The sequence below is a fragment of the Lutibacter sp. A64 genome (assembly GCF_022429565.1).
In the GTDB taxonomy this organism is placed as follows: domain Bacteria; phylum Bacteroidota; class Bacteroidia; order Flavobacteriales; family Flavobacteriaceae; genus Lutibacter.
The window spans coordinates 21,523-40,384 of the sequence record NZ_CP092487.1 but is presented as its reverse complement, the minus strand read 5'-3'; the positions used below and the strand labels follow the sequence as shown (position 1 = coordinate 40,384).

The 18,862-nt window shown below is 29.2% G+C and carries 12 protein-coding genes and 3 tRNA genes; 3 read left to right on the top strand and 12 right to left on the bottom strand.

What is annotated here, in order from left to right:
• Positions 1 to 31: 31 nt before the first annotated feature.
• The 8 genes from MKD41_RS00190 to MKD41_RS00150 form a co-directional block, all read right to left on the bottom strand.
• Entirely contained in the window at positions 32 to 2,101 is a 2,070-nt protein-coding gene (locus MKD41_RS00190; protein ID WP_240243437.1) for a tetratricopeptide repeat-containing sensor histidine kinase, read from the bottom strand.
• 49 nt (positions 2,102 to 2,150) lie between these two features.
• On the bottom strand, positions 2,151 to 2,333 hold the full coding sequence (locus tag MKD41_RS00185) for a hypothetical protein (protein ID WP_240243436.1): 183 nt from the start codon (positions 2,331 to 2,333) through the stop codon (positions 2,151 to 2,153).
• A 324-nt stretch (positions 2,334 to 2,657) separates the two neighbouring features.
• Positions 2,658 to 3,425 carry a LytR/AlgR family response regulator transcription factor gene (locus tag MKD41_RS00180; RefSeq protein WP_240243435.1) on the bottom strand — a complete coding sequence of 256 codons (768 nt, stop codon included), beginning with the start codon at positions 3,423 to 3,425 and terminating at the stop codon, positions 2,658 to 2,660.
• Positions 3,426 to 4,245: 820 nt separating this feature from the next.
• The gene (locus tag MKD41_RS00170; protein ID WP_240243434.1) at positions 4,246 to 5,091 is read right to left on the bottom strand and encodes a site-specific integrase; all 846 of its coding nucleotides are present in this window, start codon (positions 5,089 to 5,091) and stop codon (positions 4,246 to 4,248) included.
• A 325-nt stretch (positions 5,092 to 5,416) separates the two neighbouring features.
• Positions 5,417 to 5,490: transfer RNA gene (locus MKD41_RS00165), tRNA-Arg, on the bottom strand.
• Positions 5,491 to 5,536: 46 nt separating this feature from the next.
• Positions 5,537 to 5,611: transfer RNA gene (locus MKD41_RS00160), tRNA-Pro, on the bottom strand.
• Positions 5,612 to 5,631: 20 nt separating this feature from the next.
• Positions 5,632 to 5,715: transfer RNA gene (locus MKD41_RS00155), tRNA-Ser, on the bottom strand.
• A 104-nt stretch (positions 5,716 to 5,819) separates the two neighbouring features.
• On the bottom strand, positions 5,820 to 7,874 hold the full coding sequence (locus MKD41_RS00150) for an HD family phosphohydrolase (RefSeq protein WP_240243433.1): 2,055 nt from the start codon (positions 7,872 to 7,874) through the stop codon (positions 5,820 to 5,822).
• Positions 7,875 to 8,202: 328 nt separating this feature from the next.
• Between MKD41_RS00150 and MKD41_RS00145 the strand changes: the two genes are divergently transcribed.
• A complete protein-coding gene (locus tag MKD41_RS00145; protein WP_240243432.1) occupies positions 8,203 to 9,378 on the top strand; it encodes an acetyl-CoA C-acyltransferase in 1,176 nt (391 codons plus the stop codon).
• A gap of 8 nt (positions 9,379 to 9,386) precedes the next feature.
• Positions 9,387 to 10,157, top strand: a complete 771-nt coding sequence (locus tag MKD41_RS00140; protein ID WP_240243431.1) for a C40 family peptidase — start codon at positions 9,387 to 9,389, stop codon at positions 10,155 to 10,157.
• A 50-nt stretch (positions 10,158 to 10,207) separates the two neighbouring features.
• Here MKD41_RS00140 and MKD41_RS00135 read toward each other — a convergent pair whose 3' ends face one another.
• Positions 10,208 to 11,482: a tetratricopeptide repeat protein gene (locus MKD41_RS00135; RefSeq protein ID WP_240243430.1), complete on the bottom strand. Its 1,275-nt coding sequence runs from the start codon at positions 11,480 to 11,482 to the stop codon at positions 10,208 to 10,210.
• Positions 11,483 to 11,502: 20 nt separating this feature from the next.
• Positions 11,503 to 14,016, bottom strand: a complete 2,514-nt coding sequence (gene gyrA, locus MKD41_RS00130; RefSeq protein WP_240243429.1) for a DNA gyrase subunit A — start codon at positions 14,014 to 14,016, stop codon at positions 11,503 to 11,505.
• A 257-nt stretch (positions 14,017 to 14,273) separates the two neighbouring features.
• Between gyrA and MKD41_RS00125 the strand changes: the two genes are divergently transcribed.
• Positions 14,274 to 16,814 (top strand): ATP-dependent Clp protease ATP-binding subunit, encoded by a 2,541-nt coding sequence (locus MKD41_RS00125; RefSeq protein ID WP_240243428.1) that lies wholly within the window; start codon positions 14,274 to 14,276, stop codon positions 16,812 to 16,814.
• A gap of 84 nt (positions 16,815 to 16,898) precedes the next feature.
• Here the strand turns inward: MKD41_RS00125 and MKD41_RS00120 are convergent, their stop codons facing one another.
• Both MKD41_RS00120 and MKD41_RS00115 read right to left on the bottom strand, forming a co-directional pair.
• Positions 16,899 to 17,852 (bottom strand): glycosyltransferase, encoded by a 954-nt coding sequence (locus tag MKD41_RS00120; RefSeq protein WP_240243427.1) that lies wholly within the window; start codon positions 17,850 to 17,852, stop codon positions 16,899 to 16,901.
• A gap of 144 nt (positions 17,853 to 17,996) precedes the next feature.
• A complete protein-coding gene (locus MKD41_RS00115) occupies positions 17,997 to 18,833 on the bottom strand; it encodes an enoyl-ACP reductase FabI (protein WP_240245057.1) in 837 nt (278 codons plus the stop codon).
• Between the last annotated feature and the right edge of the window lie 29 nt (positions 18,834 to 18,862).

Here is an 18,862-nt window from a genome sequence, read left to right as displayed (position 1 = left end):
TGAGAATAAAACTGCTCTTTAAAATATTTATCTACAAGGGAATATTCATTATTATTTTTGTACCCTCACCAATACTTGATAGAATTTCAATTGTTCCATTTAACTTTAAAATTCTAGATTCAATGTTTTTCAATCCAATTCCATTGGATTTATTTTTAGGGTTAAAACCAATTCCATTATCAATAATTTCCACTAGTAATAGCTGCTCATCTTCTATAAACCTAATCTCAACTTCAGTGGCTTGCGCATATTTATGAATATTTTGCAATGCCTCTTGGATAGTTCTATAGCAATGTATTTTAATTTTATTTGCTACACTTTCCCATTTTCTATGGATATTGAAACTAAGATTCCATTCAAAATTACTTAAATTACTTCGTTTTATCACTAAGTCTTTTACCATTTTTTCAAATGAATTATCCACATTAAAAAGCTCTACTTTTAGTTCATGAGAAACCGTTCTTATTTCCTCTTCAATATTTTGTAATTCTTCTAAATGCTTCTCTCGTACATCCATATCTTTTTTCGTTTTACCTTCATTTAACAACAATAGCCGGAGTCTTAAAGCAAATAATTTATTTACAATACCATCATGCAACTCTTCAGATATACGGTTTCTTTCTTTAATACTTCCTTCCTCAAATTTTGTTTTTTCAGAAATCATTAAATTGTAAATCTCAACATTGGCTTCTTCTTGCTTTTGATTAAATAGTAGCTCTTTATTTTTTGAACGTTGCCTTATATAAAAATAAATTACTGTAAAGAATGCGCAACCAATAATTATTGCAATTGTTAACCACCAATTTTTCTTTGTAATTACTTTATTTTCTTTAGTAATTTCATCTGTTTCATAAGCTATCCGAGTGAATTTCTCTCTTATTTCTCGTTCTTGTTGTTGAAGACTATCTAAAAGTTTTACATATTTCTGAAGATATTTAACTCCTTTTTCTGGGGATACAATTTTTGAGAGGAAAGAAATCGAATTAAACAATCCTTCACTATAATTTGCTTCTTCAGCAATTTCTTTTGCTTTATTACCATATCTAATTGCTTTTAAAGTGTCTTTTTGCGATAAATAATATTCGGATAGATGGAGGTTACTAACCACTTGTCCATCTTTAATATTTAAGCTATCCCTTATTTTTAAAGCTTTGTAAAAAAGTTCGGGTAATTCATCTGTCTGATTTAATTTGAATTTAGAGTAAGCAAGGTTATCATTAATTGCGGCTAAAATTTTTGGCAATTTTTTACTTGTTGCTAATTTGGCACCTGCTTTTTTGAAAAAATCAATAGATTTAAGCCAATTTCCTTTTTTTTGATAGGAAATTCCTATCCCATTTAATGCCAACAAAATTAATTCCTCAACATTATTAAGTTTTGATAAATAGCTCAATCCTTTTTTGCGATATTCAATAGATTCATCAAATTTATTTAATTCATTTGAAATTACAGCCAAATTGTTATAAGCCAAATACAAATTTCTATTATCATTAGTGTATTGAAGTTTTTCAATTGCCTTAATAGTATATATTTCACTTCTTGTATAGTCTCTAATACTACTTAATATAGTTGCTAAATTTAGGAATACTCTTCCTTCAGAAGATTCATTATTTACTTTCTTATATGATTTTAGTGCATTATCATAAAAATAATATGAGCTGTCTGGAGAAAATTTCAATCCATAATAATATCCTAAATATTCAAAAACTAAGGCTTTATCATTCATTGTTGCCAATTTCATATAGGGCTCATTAAGAATATTAAGATTTATTTTTCCAAAATTTTCAACATTTCCTAAATTTAAATTATTATGAGCAAGTTTTAATAATAATTTAAATTTTAAGGAATCATTGCTAACATTCTTTATTTTAATATTTGCTATTTTTAAAGAATGTATTCTAACAGAATCTGGTAATTCATTATTCAATGAAATTGAGAAAATGGAGTCTAATGCTCTGATAGTAGAATCATTATTATTTTTAATAGTAGAATCAAACCGACAACCAACCAGAAAAAAAATAATTACAAAAATTAAAAATCGAAAATACATTTGAGTTGAATAAGCACAATTTAACTCAAATATAACCAAAAAGTATTTCATAAAGATTTAAAACCTCATCAATAATAGAAGAGGTTTTAAATTTATTATTTTATTCAGCTGGAGGTGGAGGTGGAGGTGAAAGCACTATTGGATCTTCTCCAGCATCACCATCCTCAGCTATTTTTTGTAAATCAATTAGAGATTGCATTTCCTCATCAGATTCGTTGTTAGTACATGAGATAAAAAGCGTACTACATAGCATTAAAACTGATATAAATTTTATAGTTTTCATTATTTATTTCTTAAAAAATTAGACAATTGTCTCCCTCCCAACATTTTTAATGGGTTGATATTATTTTTAGGGTGACGTGAACTAATCAATGTGGGAATACATTGACATTGGTTGAAATAGAAAATGAAAACTAATTTTCCCTTATTTGTTTACATTCTTAATTTCAAGTTTTTGAAGCTTCTATAAATAAATCAAAACAATTGATTTATCTTTTAGTACACTTCAAAAATATGCTAAAGAAATCTAAGATAAAAAGAAATTAAATATTGAATTGTAAGTGGATTGATGGGGTTAGTAATTAGCGTAATTAAAGGGGTAAATGGATTATGCAGATTTTATTGATTGTGCGGTATTTTCAATAAACCCATTCATCATAAGATCTTTAATTTCCATCATTTTAGATTTTAAAGATTTTGAAAAAGGGATAAAGATATTGGTATGCTTTAAGGAACATTGAAATTTGCTAAAATGGATTTTTGTTAAATGCATCATATTTATAATATAGCTTTTATGAATACGAGCAAATGTATTAGGGAGTTCAACTTCAAAGTGTTTTAATGTATTAAAGGAAGTAACCATAGTACCATCTTTTAAAAAGAAATCTGTAGTGTTATTGTCAGCCTTTAAGTAAATAATATCATTTAATTCCATAAATCTATATTCCGTAAAAGATTTAATGCATATAATCTCCGCTTCTGGCTGTGTGTTTTCAAAACGAATTAATGCCTTTTTACATTCATAATAATTGAATGGTTTCAAAAGATAATCAAACACTCCTTTTTTTATAGCTTTATAGGATAGGGCTGTAGAATTACTCATTGCAATAAAATGAGGTAATCTTTTTAATAATTGATATGTTTCAGAAATTATACCAAAGGAACATTCTTTAACTCCTTGAACCATTATTTCTGGGTCGAAAAAAACAAGGTTTGGAGTTTTATCAATAATTATATGAATAGCTTCCTCGCTGTTTTTTGCAACTCCCACACAAACATACTGTCCATAATCTTTCATATGATTCTGCAACTCCACAATTGCATCGGGTTGAGAATCAACAATTACATATTTATATTTCTTTAAAGAATAATGCACCTTTACACTTAATTTTTAATTCAATAATTCAAAATTAAATGGATGCAAAGAATATTAATTACGGTAAAACCGTATTCACCTAGATTTAAGATAGTAAGCTGTTTATTCTTTCTAATATAGTTATTAGAACTCTCTTTTTTTAATACTTAATATTTTTATAAACTCTATCATCACATTCTTTGCTACTAAAACTTTAGCATAATGTTATATAATTATTAATAACCTAAAATCTTCTATCTCACTAACATATTTTATTAGAAATCCATTAGCTAAAGCGACCGATGAGGCAAATCAATAGTGTGCAAAATGGAAAGGCTTGAAAATTATTTGGTCAACTTATTAGAGATCATTCAATTCGATAATCTTTTGTTTACATAAGAAAGGATTCAAATAACTTTCATATATATTAATCTTCAGACTATTAATATAATTTGTATCTTTATACTAAGAAAGACAAGCAAATTTTGTTTTTAAATAGTTCTTTTTTGACTTTAGTGTGCAATTAGGTGTGCATAATTACAGGAAACAATATAAATAACTGTTTAACAGTGTAGTACAAAAAGGTGGTTGAGCCTGCCACCCCGACGAACCTAGAAATAGGTCAAGCCAAAACACTGTTAATCTTATGATTATCAGTGTTTTTTGTTTTTACACATTTTATTTGATGCCAAATAAAGGATCATTCCTAATTGTTGTGTTTAGACAAAAATTCTGGTTAATCTAAAAAGAAAGAATTCTACATTTTTGATACCTCTAAATTGACTTCTAAAAGCTTTAACCTTCGCATTGAAAGAATTCAGCTGAAGCATTTGTACTTCTATTAATAAAATAGTTTAAGATTGATCTGTAGTTTATATGTATGATGTTTTGGAATATCTATATATGCAATACCTGTATAACAACTAAAAACAAATAAATCTCTTACTAATTCTAATCTATTAATTGAACTGGTAAATTCTTCTAACAACTGTAAATCTTCCTCTGACAAAAATTCTCTTTTACTTTTAATAAATAACGATTTGAACTTTACAAAAGGATCTCTAACAATCCACTCCATTTTAAATGCCATTGTAACCATTTTTCTTAACCGTTGAATATGTTTCATTACGGTATTATTCCCAATTTTTCTTTGGTGGTCTATTGGCTGGTACGAACGTAAAAAATCTTCAAATCCTATTACAAATGAATAGTTTAAATCTTTTAAATAAACATTGTTTGTTTTGTACTCCTTTTTAATAAACTTCCTTAAATAATTCTGACTTGATTTGTAATTCCTCATTGTATCTTTATGAAGTTTACAAGCCATTTTTTCATTATGATAAGTAATTAAATCTTCCATTGATTTATACACCTCATCTTCACTTAAAAAATTTGATTTAATCGCCTGAGCAGTTATTAGCTTTCCTTCTAACTTCAAGAATTGATAACTTTGGAAGAGTTTCGCCTTTACCTGTTGAATATAACTATTTGTAATTCTCGCCTTTTGAGTGTTTCCTTTTACTTGAGATTTGCTTTTATCCCAGGTAGAAATATCTACACTTCTTTTTAAACTAATGCTAACACGTTTTTGATTAACTGTTACTCGAGCAAATAATTTTGCCTGATTATCTTTTACACGTGAAGTGTTTACCCAAATAAGGATTGAAAATGTGGTTGAAGTTTTCATAGTTATCGTCTTTTTAAATGTTAAACTTTATTTAGACGAAAGTCAAATCAACTATAATAAATACTACCTTTTAGAAATTAGCTTTTTTGTTGACCAATCTGTTAAAATATTTGATTTAATTCAGTTATTAATTTCTTTAGATAAAAATTAGAAAACCTAGTGCTTTCAATGCTTCTAGCTAAAATTCGGTCAACATTTTTGAATTTATATTTTGTTGACCGATTTGTGAACCTTTTATATCAAATTATATGATGGACCTAAAACTACAAAACCTTGTAAATCATTGGATTTACAAGGTTTTACCACCTTTTGATAAGTGTTGTAGTGATCGCGACAGGATTCGAACCTGTGACCGTCTGCTTAGAAGGCAGATGCTCTATCCAGCTGAGCTACGCGACCATTATTTCAAAAAATAAGATAAGTCATTTAAATTTATCAATTGTTGTCGGGGTGGCAGGATTCGAACCTGCGGCCTCCACGTCCCAAACGTGGCGCGATAACCGGGCTACGCTACACCCCGAAATGATTATCTTAGTTTTGCGGAGAGACAGGGATTCGAACCCTGGCGACAGTTACCCGTCGACAGATTAGCAATCTGCTCCATTACCACTCTGGCACCTCTCCAATAAAAATATGTATATGAACCTATTTTTGCGAGTGCAAATGTAGCATTTGAAAAGCATTTACACAACCTTTTTTCACTTTTTTTTAAGGTTTTTTATATAATTTTATTCTGGGTATTCAATTCTTAGATGGTAAATGTTCTTTAACTTCTTCTTTAACACCTTTTTAATTATTTGTAACTCTTTAAAAGTAATATCTGCATTCATAAATTGTCCTTCCTCCATTTGCTTATTTACAATCTTTTCTACCAATATATCAAATGCTTGTGCTGTTGGCTCTTTTATACTTTTTGAAGCAGCTTCTACAGAGTCGCACATCATTAAAATTGCTGTTTCTTTTGAAAAAGGAATAGGTCCTGGATATTGAAAATGTTTTTTATCTGGAACAGCACCAATTAAAGCTTCTTCTGTTTTATAGAAATAATACACCAAACTTGTTCCGTGATGTGTTCTTATAAAATCTATAATTCTATCTGGTATTCTATTTTTTTTAGCTAATTCTACTCCCTTAATAATATGGTTTATTATTATTTGAGCACTATCTCTTGGTGTTAGCTCGTTATGTGGATTTACATTTGTAGATTGGTTTTCTGTAAAATACATTGGATTCATCATTTTACCAATATCGTGATACAATGCTCCTGTTCTAACTAACATAGAGTTTGCATTAATTTCAATGGCACATGCTTCTGCTAAATTTGCAACTTGTAACGAGTGTTGAAATGTTCCGGGTGCTTTTTCAGACAATTCTCTTAATAAGCTAGAATTTGTGTTAGAAAGTTCTTTTAAAGATTCATCTGAAACTAAACTAAATAATTTTTCAAAAATATAAATTAAAGGTAAGACAAATAATGTAGCACCTCCGTTTATTGTAAAATAAAGAAACTTATCTATATCTAGATTATGAGCATTTCCTTCTTGAATAATTGAAAAAGCAAAATAAGCAATAAAATATACAAATGTAATTTGTGCTACAGATATAAATAAATTGGCTCTTTTATGTAATTCTGAAATTGTTAAAATTGTTACAATACCTGCAATAATTTGTAGAAAAATAAACTCAAAACTATTAGGCACAATAAAACCTAATAATAAAACTGTTAATACGTGAGTAAATAAACCTAATCTAGCGTCAAAAAATGCTTTTAATACTAATGGTAAAATTACAATTGGTGCTATGTAAATATATTTAGCGTCATATTTTACAATTAAAGTAATTAACAATACAATTAAAACTACATTAAAAAATATAAAGGTTACTTTGGTATTGTTTTCAAAAATTTCTGATCTATACTTTCTTAAAAAAAGTAATAACATAGAAAAAGCTAAGGCAACTAATATGGTATAACCAAAAACAATCCAATTATAACTAGATTTACTCCAAACTTGAGATTCAAATTCGCTTTTAAGAGAGTTTAAAATTATTAAATTTTCTCCCTGAACAATATCTCCTTTAAATATAATCCTTTCATTTTCAGAAACTAACCCTTTTGTATAGGAAATTTTATTTAAATTTTCTTGCAGTACTCTTTCAGTAAATTCAGTGTCAAATTTCACATTGGGTTTTAATTCTTCATAAATTATATTTAAAATAATGTTTTCTTCTTGCGAAAATGGTTGATTCCCTATTTTTGAATTAATAAAATTTAAAATTTGTGAGGTTTTAAATAACTTGTTTATAGCTATTTCTTGACTCTTATTTCCTCTTCTAAGGGTAATTACCGGAAACTCATCTTTAACATCTGTGGTAACTTCTAAATAACCATACTCGTATACATTATTAATAATTTGAGAAACTAAATTTCTTAATCTATTCTTTTCTTCTTCATCAATTCCTTCATTAATTAATGCTTCTTCAACTTTTGAATTAATGGTGTTTTTTACTTGTAAAGCAATATCCTCATTGTATTCATAAAATTGTTTTGATGATGCTCTAATTTGCTCCTTTTCTAATGCAATTTCATCTTCTGTTTTTTGTATTGCAAAATCAAACGGAGCATAATAATTTTCGTACTCCCAAGGTTTTCCTTTTTGAAATTCATATTTAAACTGGCCTCCTTTTGGAAACAAATACACAACCAAAGTTATAGTTGCTATATATAAAAACAGTTTATATATTAAAGAGTGGTTTACAAGTAATTTATTAATAATTTTTTTCACGAAGTATCCGTTTTCATTTCAAAAATAACAATTATTATTATAATAACATTTGCAAATATTTTTATTTTCTAAGTTTTTTTCTATTAAAGCTAACCATTGATTGTAAATTACGATTAATTTTCAAAATTAAACTCTATGTTAAAAATCGAAAGATTACTTAATTTTCATTAAATTCGCAATTATTAATTTTATTGAATGCATATTAATTATATAACAAATTAAATACTATAAACTTAACATTTCTATTTTAACTAAATACGGTAAAAAATAGCTATGTTACTAGGTACCAGAGCTAAATTAAAGTTTGACCATATAAAAATATAGACTTATGAAAGAAGTTGTAATTGTTTCTGTAGCACGCACTCCTATTGGTAGTTTTTTAGGTAGTTTAGCCTCAATTTCTGCACCAAAATTGGGTGCAATTGCAATAAAAGGCGCTTTAAATAAAATAAACTTAGACCCAACTTTAATTGATGAAGTTTATATGGGAAATGTTATTTCTGCAGGTCTCGGTCAAGCTCCTGCAAGACAAGCCGCAATTTTTGCAGGTATTCCAAATACAGTTCCTTGCACAACTATAAATAAGGTTTGCGCTTCTGGAATGAAGTCTATTATGCTAGCAACACAAGCAATAAAAGCTGGTGATGCCGAAATTATAATTGCTGGTGGTATGGAAAATATGAGTAGCATTCCTCATTATATTTCTGGAAGAAAAGCCACAAAATTAGGTAATATAAATGCAGTTGATGGTCTTTTATTAGATGGTTTAACCGATGTTTACAACCAAAAACATATGGGTACTTGTGGTGATTTATGTGCTTCAGAATATAATTTTACTAGAGAAGATCAAGATAATTTTGCTATAGCATCCTATAATAAATCTGCCAAAGCTTGGGAAAACGGTAACTTTAAAAATGAAATTATTCCTGTTGAAATTCCACAAAGAAAAGGCAATCCAATTATTTTTTCTGAAGATGAAGAATATAAAAATATTAATAAAGATAAAGTACCAACATTAAGACCTGTTTTTAATAAAGATGGTACTGTAACAGCTGCAAATGCATCTACTCTAAATGATGGAGCCGCAGCATTGGTTATTATGAGTTTAGAGAAAGCTATAGAACTAAATTTAAAACCAATAGCTAAAATTAAAGGGTATGCAGATGCTGCAAACGAGCCTAAATGGTTTACAACAGCACCTGCAAAAGCAATTCCTAAAGCATTAGCTAAAGCTGAAATATCTCTAAATAATGTTGATTATTTTGAACTAAACGAAGCTTTTTCTATTGTAGGTTTAGCTAACATAAAATTACTTGGTTTAGACGCCAATAAAGTTAATATTAATGGTGGTGCAGTTTCTTTAGGCCACCCGTTAGGAATGTCTGGGGCTAGAATTGTAATTGCTTTAACCTCAATATTAGAACAAAAAAACGCAAAAATTGGTGCTGCCGGTATCTGCAATGGAGGTGGCGGTGCAAGTGCAATAGTAATTGAAAGAATGTAATTATATTTATGCAATACGGTATTTGTAATTTAAGTATTATCCCTGTTAGAATTGAACCTAACAACATTTCTGAAATGGTTTCTCAACTATTATTTGGTGAACATTTTAAAGTACTAGAATCTAGAAAAAATTGGAGCAAAATAAGAATTGCTTTCGACAATTATGAAGGCTGGATAAACAACAAACAGTACGAAGAAATTTCTGAAGAAACATATAAAACACTAGACACTTCTGCTATTACTTTAGCTGCTGATTTAATTGATTTTGCTACTGATAATAACAACAATTTTGCAACCGTATGCCTAGGCTCTAATTTACCTTTTTACGACTCAAAAAATATTCTAGTTAATAATACCCAATTTTATTATGAAGGTGCTATTTTAGATTCCCAATCTCCTAAAAATTCAGTTATAGATATTGCCTATAAATTTTTAAATACGCCTTATTTATGGGGAGGAAAAACACCTTTTGGCATAGATTCTTCTGGTTTTACTCAAATGGTTTATAAACTATGTGGTTATAAATTATTAAGAGATGCTTCGCAACAAGCAACACAAGGTGAAGTACTTAGTTTTATTGAAGAAAGTGAACCAGGCGATTTAGCTTTTTTTGATGATAGTGAAGGAATAATTACCCATGTAGGTATAATAATGAAAGACAATTATATTATACATGCACACGGTAAAGTTAGAGTAGATATGCTAGACCATAGTGGAATATTTAATCTTGAACTGCAAAAGCATACTCATAAACTTCGAGTTATTAAAAAAATTATATAAAAAAAAGCCTCTCAAATTCGAGAGGCTTTTTTTATGCTATAAACTTAATTCTAGTTTAATTTTTCGTAAACTGCCTTAATTTCATTTAATTTATCTGTCATTTCAAGGTTTTCGTATAATCCCATTAAAGTTTGGATAACACTTAAACTCTCTGAATTTATCTCATAAGCTTTCTCATAATAAGGAAGTGCTTCTTTATAAATTTCAAATTGTTGTTTTTGCAAACTATCATATTTATCAAAATCAGATAAACTTTTATTCATCTCATCAATTATTGGTGTTGCTTTTTCTATAATTGCAGCTCCTATATTATTATAAGCATCTCCATAATCTGGTTTTAATTCTACTGCTTTTTCAAAAGATTTTATAGCTTCATCTAAATTACCTTGGCTCATATTCATTACCCCAACGTTATAATATAAAGTAGGTTCTGTAGGATTTAAGCTAATAGCTTCTTCTAATTTTTCTTTAAACTTATCATTATCTCCTGCTTTATAGTACATATTAGCTTCATCAATTAATAATGAATAACTAGTAGGAAATTCTTCTCTACCTGCAGCAATAATTTCCAACGCTTTTTCTGAATCTTCTAACATAGCATAATTTTGTGCTAAGTTTTTAAATATCATTTCACGTCTAGACTCTTTAATCTCTTCTCTTGGGTTTTCAGCCATCCCTAATTTAACTTGTAAATCCATTGCTTTTTTACTTGGATATACAACTTCTTCTCCATTTTCTTTATTATTAGCAATAAAAACGGTTGATATACCCGTGTAATTTAAATCTAATAATTTTTGATAAGCTTCTTTAGATTTTTCATAATCTTGCCCCATAAAATAAACCAGCGCTGCATTATCTAAAAAAGTAGTATCTGTAGGACTTAAAGCATATACTTGTGAAAATCCATCAGCTGCTTTTACATAGTCTTCTGGTAATTTACTTTGAACAGCAGTTTCATAACTTTTAGAAGCATTTGCTGCTGTATTTTGAACTAAAGTGTTAATTAATTCTTTTATTTCATTAGAATACTTAAACTTATTAGACTCTTGTTCGTACGTTAACAATTCATTAAAAGCATCACCTACTTCTTCAACATTAGAATTAGCTCCTGCTTGATATAAAGCCATACCTTTTAAATAATAGTATTTAGCTTTTAGTTTCTGATCTGCACTACCAATTAAACTCTCTGCTTGATTAATTGCTGCCATTGCAGATGAAAAATCGCTATTCTTTATAGCTTTTTCGGCTGTTTTTAATTCATTTTTTTGCCCAAATACTGTCATACTAATTAAAAAAGCAGACAGAAATATTAATTGTTTTTTCATTGTAATTGATTTATTCTTAATTATTCTTTATTTGTAATCTCATCATTATTGTTTTCAATTTCCGTGCCATTTTCCTCTTCATTAACATCAACTTCTTCTTCATGTACTACCTTTGCAACTGCAGCAATTGAGTCGTTATCTTTAATATTTATTAATTTAACACCCTGCGTAGCACGTCCCATAACACGTAAATCTGCAACAGCCAATCTAATTGTAATACCCGATTTATTAATAATCATTAAATCATCTTCGTCGGTTACATTTTTAATTGCAACTAAACCTCCTGTTTTCTCTGTTACATTTATAGTTTTAACTCCTTTACCTCCACGGTTTGTTATTCTATAATCTTCTAGGCTAGAACGTTTACCATAACCGTTTTCTGAAACTACAAGAATATTACTTTCTAAATCGTTAACAGCAACCATTCCAACAACTTCATCTTGTTCATCTGCTAGTCTTATACCGCGAACCCCGGAAGCATTTCTTCCCATTGGTCTGGTTTTACTTTCTTCAAAACGAATAGATTTACCAGATTTTAAAGCCATCATTACTTGGCTATCTCCATTGGTTAATTTTGCTTCTAACAATTCATCATCGTCTTTAATTGTAATAGCATTAATTCCATTTGTTCTTGGTCTTGAATATTGTTCTAATGAAGTTTTTTTAACTTGACCTTTTTTGGTTGCCATAATCACATAATGATTATTAACATATTCTTCATTCTTTAAATCTTCTGTAACCAAGAATGCTTTTACTTTATCGTCTTGTTCTAAATTTATTAAATTAACAAGTGCTCTACCTTTTGAAGTTTTACTTCCTTCAGGAATTTCGTAAACACGCATCCAAAATACTTTTCCTTTTTGAGTAAAGAATAACATGTATTGGTGGTTGGTACCCAAAAATAAATGCTCTAAGAAATCTTCATTTCTAGTAGCTACTCCTTTTTGACCACGTCCTCCTCTATTTTGAACTTTATATTCGTCTAAGTTTGTACGTTTTACATAACCTGCGTGAGAAATTGTTACAATTACTTTAGAGTTAGGAATCATATCTTCAATAGATAAATCTCCTCCAGCATATTCTATTATAGATCTACGATCATCACCATATTTATCTCTAATAGCTTCTAATTCTTCTTTAATAATACTGTAACGTCTAATTTCATTTGATAAAATATCTTTTAAATCTTCAATAGTTTTAATAATTTCATCATATTCTGCACGTAATTTATCTTGCTCTAGTCCAGTTAATTGACGCAAACGCATTTCTACAATTGCTTTTGCTTGAATTTCTGTAAGCTCAAAACGTGTCATTAAACTTTCTCTAGCTTCATCAGCATTATTAGATGCTCTAATTATTTTAATTACTTCATCTATATTATCACTTGCAATAATTAAACCTTCTAAAATATGTGCTCTAGCCTCTGCTTTTTTAAGCTCAAATTCGGTTCTTCTAACAATTACTTCATGTCTATGTTCAACAAAATAATGTATTAGTTGTTTTAGGTTTAGTTGTTCTGGGCGTCCATTTACTAATGCAATATTATTAACACTAAAAGAAGTTTGTAACGCAGTATATTTATATAGTTTATTTAATACAATATTAGGAATTGCATCTCGTTTTAATACATAAACAATACGCATTCCATTTCTATCGGATTCGTCTCTAATATTAGCAATACCTTCTAATTTTTTCTCGTTAACTAAGTCTGCAGTTTTTTTAATCATATCTGCTTTGTTAACTTGGTATGGAATTTCAGTAACTATAATACATTCTCTACCTTTTACTTCTTCAATAGAAGCTTTAGCACGTATTACAATTCGTCCTCTTCCAGTCTCAAAGGCTTCTTTTACGCCTTCATAACCATAAATAATACCTCCGGTAGGAAAATCTGGAGCCTTAATATATTGCATTAATTCTGAAACCTCAATTTCTCGATTATCTATATATGCTAAAGTTCCGTTTATTACTTCGGTTAAATTATGAGGCGCCATATTTGTAGCCATACCTACTGCGATACCAGAAGCTCCGTTTACCAATAAATTTGGAATTCTAGTTGGTAAAACTGTTGGTTCGTTTAAAGTATCATCAAAATTTAATTTATGATCTACAGTGTCTTTTTCTATATCTGAAAGCATTTCTTCAGATATTTTTTGCATACGCACCTCAGTATAACGCATTGCTGCTGGGCTATCACCATCAACAGATCCAAAGTTACCTTGACCATCTACCATCATATAACGCACGCTCCAATCTTGAGCCATACGCACCATAGAATCGTATACCGAAGTATCACCATGTGGGTGGTACTTACCAAGTACTTCCCCAACAACTCTTGCTGATTTTTTATATGAACCTGTAGCTTTAATACCTAATTCATGCATTCCATAAAGAACCCTTCTATGTACTGGTTTTAAACCATCTCGCACATCTGGTAATGCTCTTGAAACAATCACTGACATTGAATAATCAATGTACGCAGATTTCATTTCATCTTCTATATTAATAGGTATCAGTTTTTCTCCTTCTGCCATGTGTTTTTAATTTATTTTAGTGTATTTTTTTAACAAAGCAATATACGATATTTCATTTTTTAACACCCAAATTGTCAGGTTGTTTTTTGATTTTTTATCAACAATACAAAGTTAACAAAAACAACACTTAAACAACTGATAAACAAATAAATAAAGACCATAAAAACTACATACTTTATAAATATTTAAAAAGTGGTGCTGTTTTTGCGCTATAAAAAGAAAAAAATCAGTTAATTTTACAATATAAACACAATATAATGGACGATAATTTTTCACCAAAAGTTAAAGATGTAATTGCATACAGCAAAGAAGAGGCACTACGCTTGGGTCATGATTTTATTGGAACCGAGCATTTAATGTTAGGTCTAATTCGTAAAGGAACTGGAAAGGCAATAGATATTTTAAACTCATTAGCTATAAATTTAGATCATTTACGTAAAAAAATCGAAGGCTTAAGCCCTAAAAATTTAATATTAGAAAATCCTTCTATTGAAAAGAAAAGCTTACGCCTAACTAGACAAGCTGAAAAGGCGTTAAAAACAACCTTTTTAGAAGCTAAACTATACCAAAGTGAATCTGTAAATACCGCACATTTACTACTTTGTATTTTACGTAATGAAAACGATCCTACAACAAAATTATTAAACAATTTTGATGCTACATACGAAGATGTAAAAACGGTTTATAAGCAACTATTTGTTAATGACGAAATAGAGCTACCTAAAGCCGAAAACAAATCGGATGATGATTTTGAATCTTCTAGATCAAATCCTTTTGAACATCCTAAAGGTGAACAAACTCCTCAAAAGAAGTCTAAAACACCTGTTTTAGATAATTTTGGACGTGATTTAACTCGTTTAGCTGAAGAAGGAAACTTAGACCCTGTAGTTGGTAGAAAAAAAGAAATAGAGCGTGTCTCTCAAATTTTAAGCCGTAGAAAAAAGAATAACCCAATGTTAATTGGTGAACCTGGAGTTGGTAAATCTGCCATTGCAGAAGGTTTGGCTTTACGTATTATTCAACGCAAAGTTTCTCGTATTTTATTTAACAAACGTATTATATCTTTAGACTTAGCTAGTTTAGTTGCTGGCACAAAATATAGAGGTCAGTTTGAAGAACGTATGAAAGCTTTAATGAATGAATTAGAAAAAAATGAAGATATTATTTTATTTATTGATGAAATTCATACCATAGTTGGTGCAGGTGGAGCTACCGGTTCTTTAGACGCTTCAAACATGTTAAAACCAGCATTGGCACGTGGAGAAATACAATGTATTGGAGCAACTACTTTAGATGAATTTAGAACAAATATTGAAAAAGATGGAGCTTTAGAAAGAAGATTTCAAAAAGTAATAATAGAACCAACATCTATTGAAGAAACCATTCAAATATTAAATAATATTAAAGATAAATACGAAGACCATCACAACGTAGATTTTACTTCTGATGCTATTGAAGCTTGTGTAAAATTAACAAATAGATACATGACCGATCGTTTCCTTCCAGATAAAGCTATTGATGCTATGGATGAAGCCGGATCACGTATTCATATTACAAATATTGTAGTTCCAAAAGAAGTATTGCAACTTGAAAAAGAACTAGAAACTATTAAAGTTGATAAAACCAAAGCTGTTAACGGTCAAAAATATGAAGAAGCAGCAAGACTAAGAGATGATGAAAAACGTGTTGAAAGTCTATTACAAGAAGAACAAAAAAAATGGGAAGAAACCTCTAAATTAAATCGTGAAATTGTTACTGAAGATAATGTTGCTGAAGTAGTTTCTATGATGACTGGAATTCCTGTAAATAGAGTTGCCGAAGCAGAAAGCCACAGATTACACGACCTTCCTAACTTAATTAAAGGAAAAGTTATTGGTCAAGACGAAGCTGTTTCTAAAGTGGTAAAAGCAATTCAACGTAACAGAGTTGGACTAAAAGACCCAAACAAACCAATCGGTTCATTTATATTTTTAGGTCAAACAGGTGTAGGTAAAACACAGTTAGCTAAAGTATTGGCAACTGAGCTCTTCGACAATGAAGAGGCCTTAGTAAGAATTGATATGAGCGAGTATATGGAAAAATTTGCAATTTCTCGTTTAATTGGTGCACCTCCTGGATATGTTGGGTATGAAGAAGGTGGGCAACTAACTGAAAAAATAAGACGCAAACCATACGCTGTTGTTCTATTAGATGAAATTGAAAAAGCACATCCAGATGTTTTTAATATGTTATTACAAATTTTAGACGATGGACATATTACAGATAGCCTTGGAAGAAAAGTTGACTTTAGAAATACTATTATTATAATGACTTCTAATATTGGTTCTCGTCAGTTAAAAGACTTTGGAACTGGTGTTGGCTTTGGAACTGCTTCTAAAAAACAACAAGCAGATGAAAATGCTAAAAAAGTAATAGAAAGTGCGCTTAAAAAATCTTTTGCACCTGAATTTTTAAATAGAATTGATGATGTAATTGTATTTAATGCTTTAGAACGTGAAGATATTCACTCAATAATTGATATAGAACTTAAAAAATTAGTTAACCGTATTGAAGATTTAGGTTATAAATTAATACTAACCGATGAAGCCAAAGATTATATTGCAGACAAAGGTTTTGACAAACAATATGGAGCTAGACCTTTAAAACGTGCTATTCAAAAATATATTGAAGATGCTTTAGCTGAAGAAATAGTAAATTCTAAACTAAATGAAGGCGATACTATTTTTATGGATTTAAACAAAGAAACATCAGAACTAACTATTAAAATTAGCAAAGGCACAAAAAAGATTGAAGAATAATTTTCAACTTTATTAAAACTATTAAAATCCAGATTTTGTAAAAATTTCTGGATTTTTTTTATCTAATAACTATTTAACAACAAACTACTCAGTTACAATCAACCCTTTTAAAAATCCAAAACCATAACCAGTAAATTGTATTAACGTAGTAATTATACTCAACAAAGCAACTCCTAAGTTTTTATTTTTCAAAAGAGAATCTACAAATAGTATTGTAAAATAAATGCCAAAAAACAGTGCAACTATTTTTACGTTAAACAGCAATAAAAGCATTGAAAAAATAAATGCTAAAATAAATACCGAAGGAAACCAATAGGTTATTTTTGCTGTCTTAGGATATTTTCTATTTAAAAAAGGCCTTCCTTTTCCAAATGCAAAGGTTTGTTTAAAAAATTGTTTAAATGTTGCCCTTCTTTTATGAAACACAAAAGCATTTTCAATAAATTGTGTTTCAAATTTATGCTCCCAAAGTCTAAAGGTTAAATCTATATCTTCACCAATTTTCATCATACTAAATCCCTTGGTTGTTTCAAAAGCATTTTTAGAAATTCCTAAATTAAAACTTCTTGGCTGAAATTTATCAACTGCTTTTTTACTACCACGAATACCTCCTGTGGTAAAAAAAGAAGTCATACTATAATTTATAGCTTTTTGTATTGCTGTAAAAGATTCATGAGCTGCATCTGCTCCACCAAAAGCATCGGTATAATTTTTAGTTAAAGCTTTTTCAACTTCAACTAAATAATTTGCAGGAATAATACAATCGGAGTCAAAAATAACAAAGTAGTTTCCGGTTGCTTTTTGCATTCCAAAATTTCTACTTGCTCCTGCTCCACTATTTGGCTTAAAAAAATAGTTTAAGTTAAGTTGATCTGAATATTTCTTTACAATTTCATCAGATTTTAAATTAGAACCATCTTCAACAACAATAATTTCAAAACTTTTTTGATAAGTTTGTTTGGTTAAACTCTGCAACAATTCATCAATTTCTTGAGGACGGTTATAAACAGGTATAATTATAGAAAATTGTAGTTCCACAAATTATTTTTTTTAGAATTTCAAATTTACAGATTTTAAAATAGCTAATTCAAACTAAAGCTTTAAATATCTGATTTTATTTCATAAAAAAAGCGAAAATTTTTAAATCTTCGCTTTTTTTAATAAATCTATATTCGTTTATTTTTATTCTCCTTTTTCAGACTCGAAAGTTTCCATAAAATTACCCATAATAGCATCACTTACTCCCATATTTGAGAACCCACCATCGTGATATAAATTTTGAAGTGTTACTTTTTTAGTTAAATCTGAAAACATTGAGATTGTATAATCTGCACATTCTAATGCGGTTGCATTTCCAAGAGGCGACATTTTTTCTGCGTAAGCAATAAACCCATCAAAACCTTTTACACCATTTCCAGCAGTTGTTGGTGTTGGTGATTGTGAAATTGTATTTACTCTTACGTTTTTATCGCGTCCAAAGAAATAACCAAAACTACGAGCAATAGATTCTAAATAAGCTTTATTATCTGCCATATCGTTATAATCTGGAAAAACACGTTGTGCAGCCATATAAGATAATGCTACAATACTTCCCCACTCGTTCATTGCATCTTTTTTATACAATACACTCATAACTCTATGAAAAGATAATGCAGAAACATCAAAACCTGTTTTTGTATAATTATAATCTTGCTCTGTATAATGATTTCCTTTACGCACATTAACAGACATACCTATTGAGTGCAATACGAAATCAATTTTACCACCTAAAATTTCAACAGATTTTTCAACTAAGTTTTCCAAATCTTCTAAAGATGTTGCATCGGCTGGTATTACTTGAGAACCTGTTTTTTCAGCCAATTCTGAAATTGTTCCAAAGCGCATTGCAACTGGTGCATTTGTTAAAACAAATGTTGCTCCTTCTTCATGTGCTCTTTCCGCAACTTTCCAAGCAATTGATTTTGAATCTAACGCCCCGAAAATAATACCTTTTTTACCTTTTAATAAATTATACATAATTTTAATGTTATTTCGATTTAATTTAATTG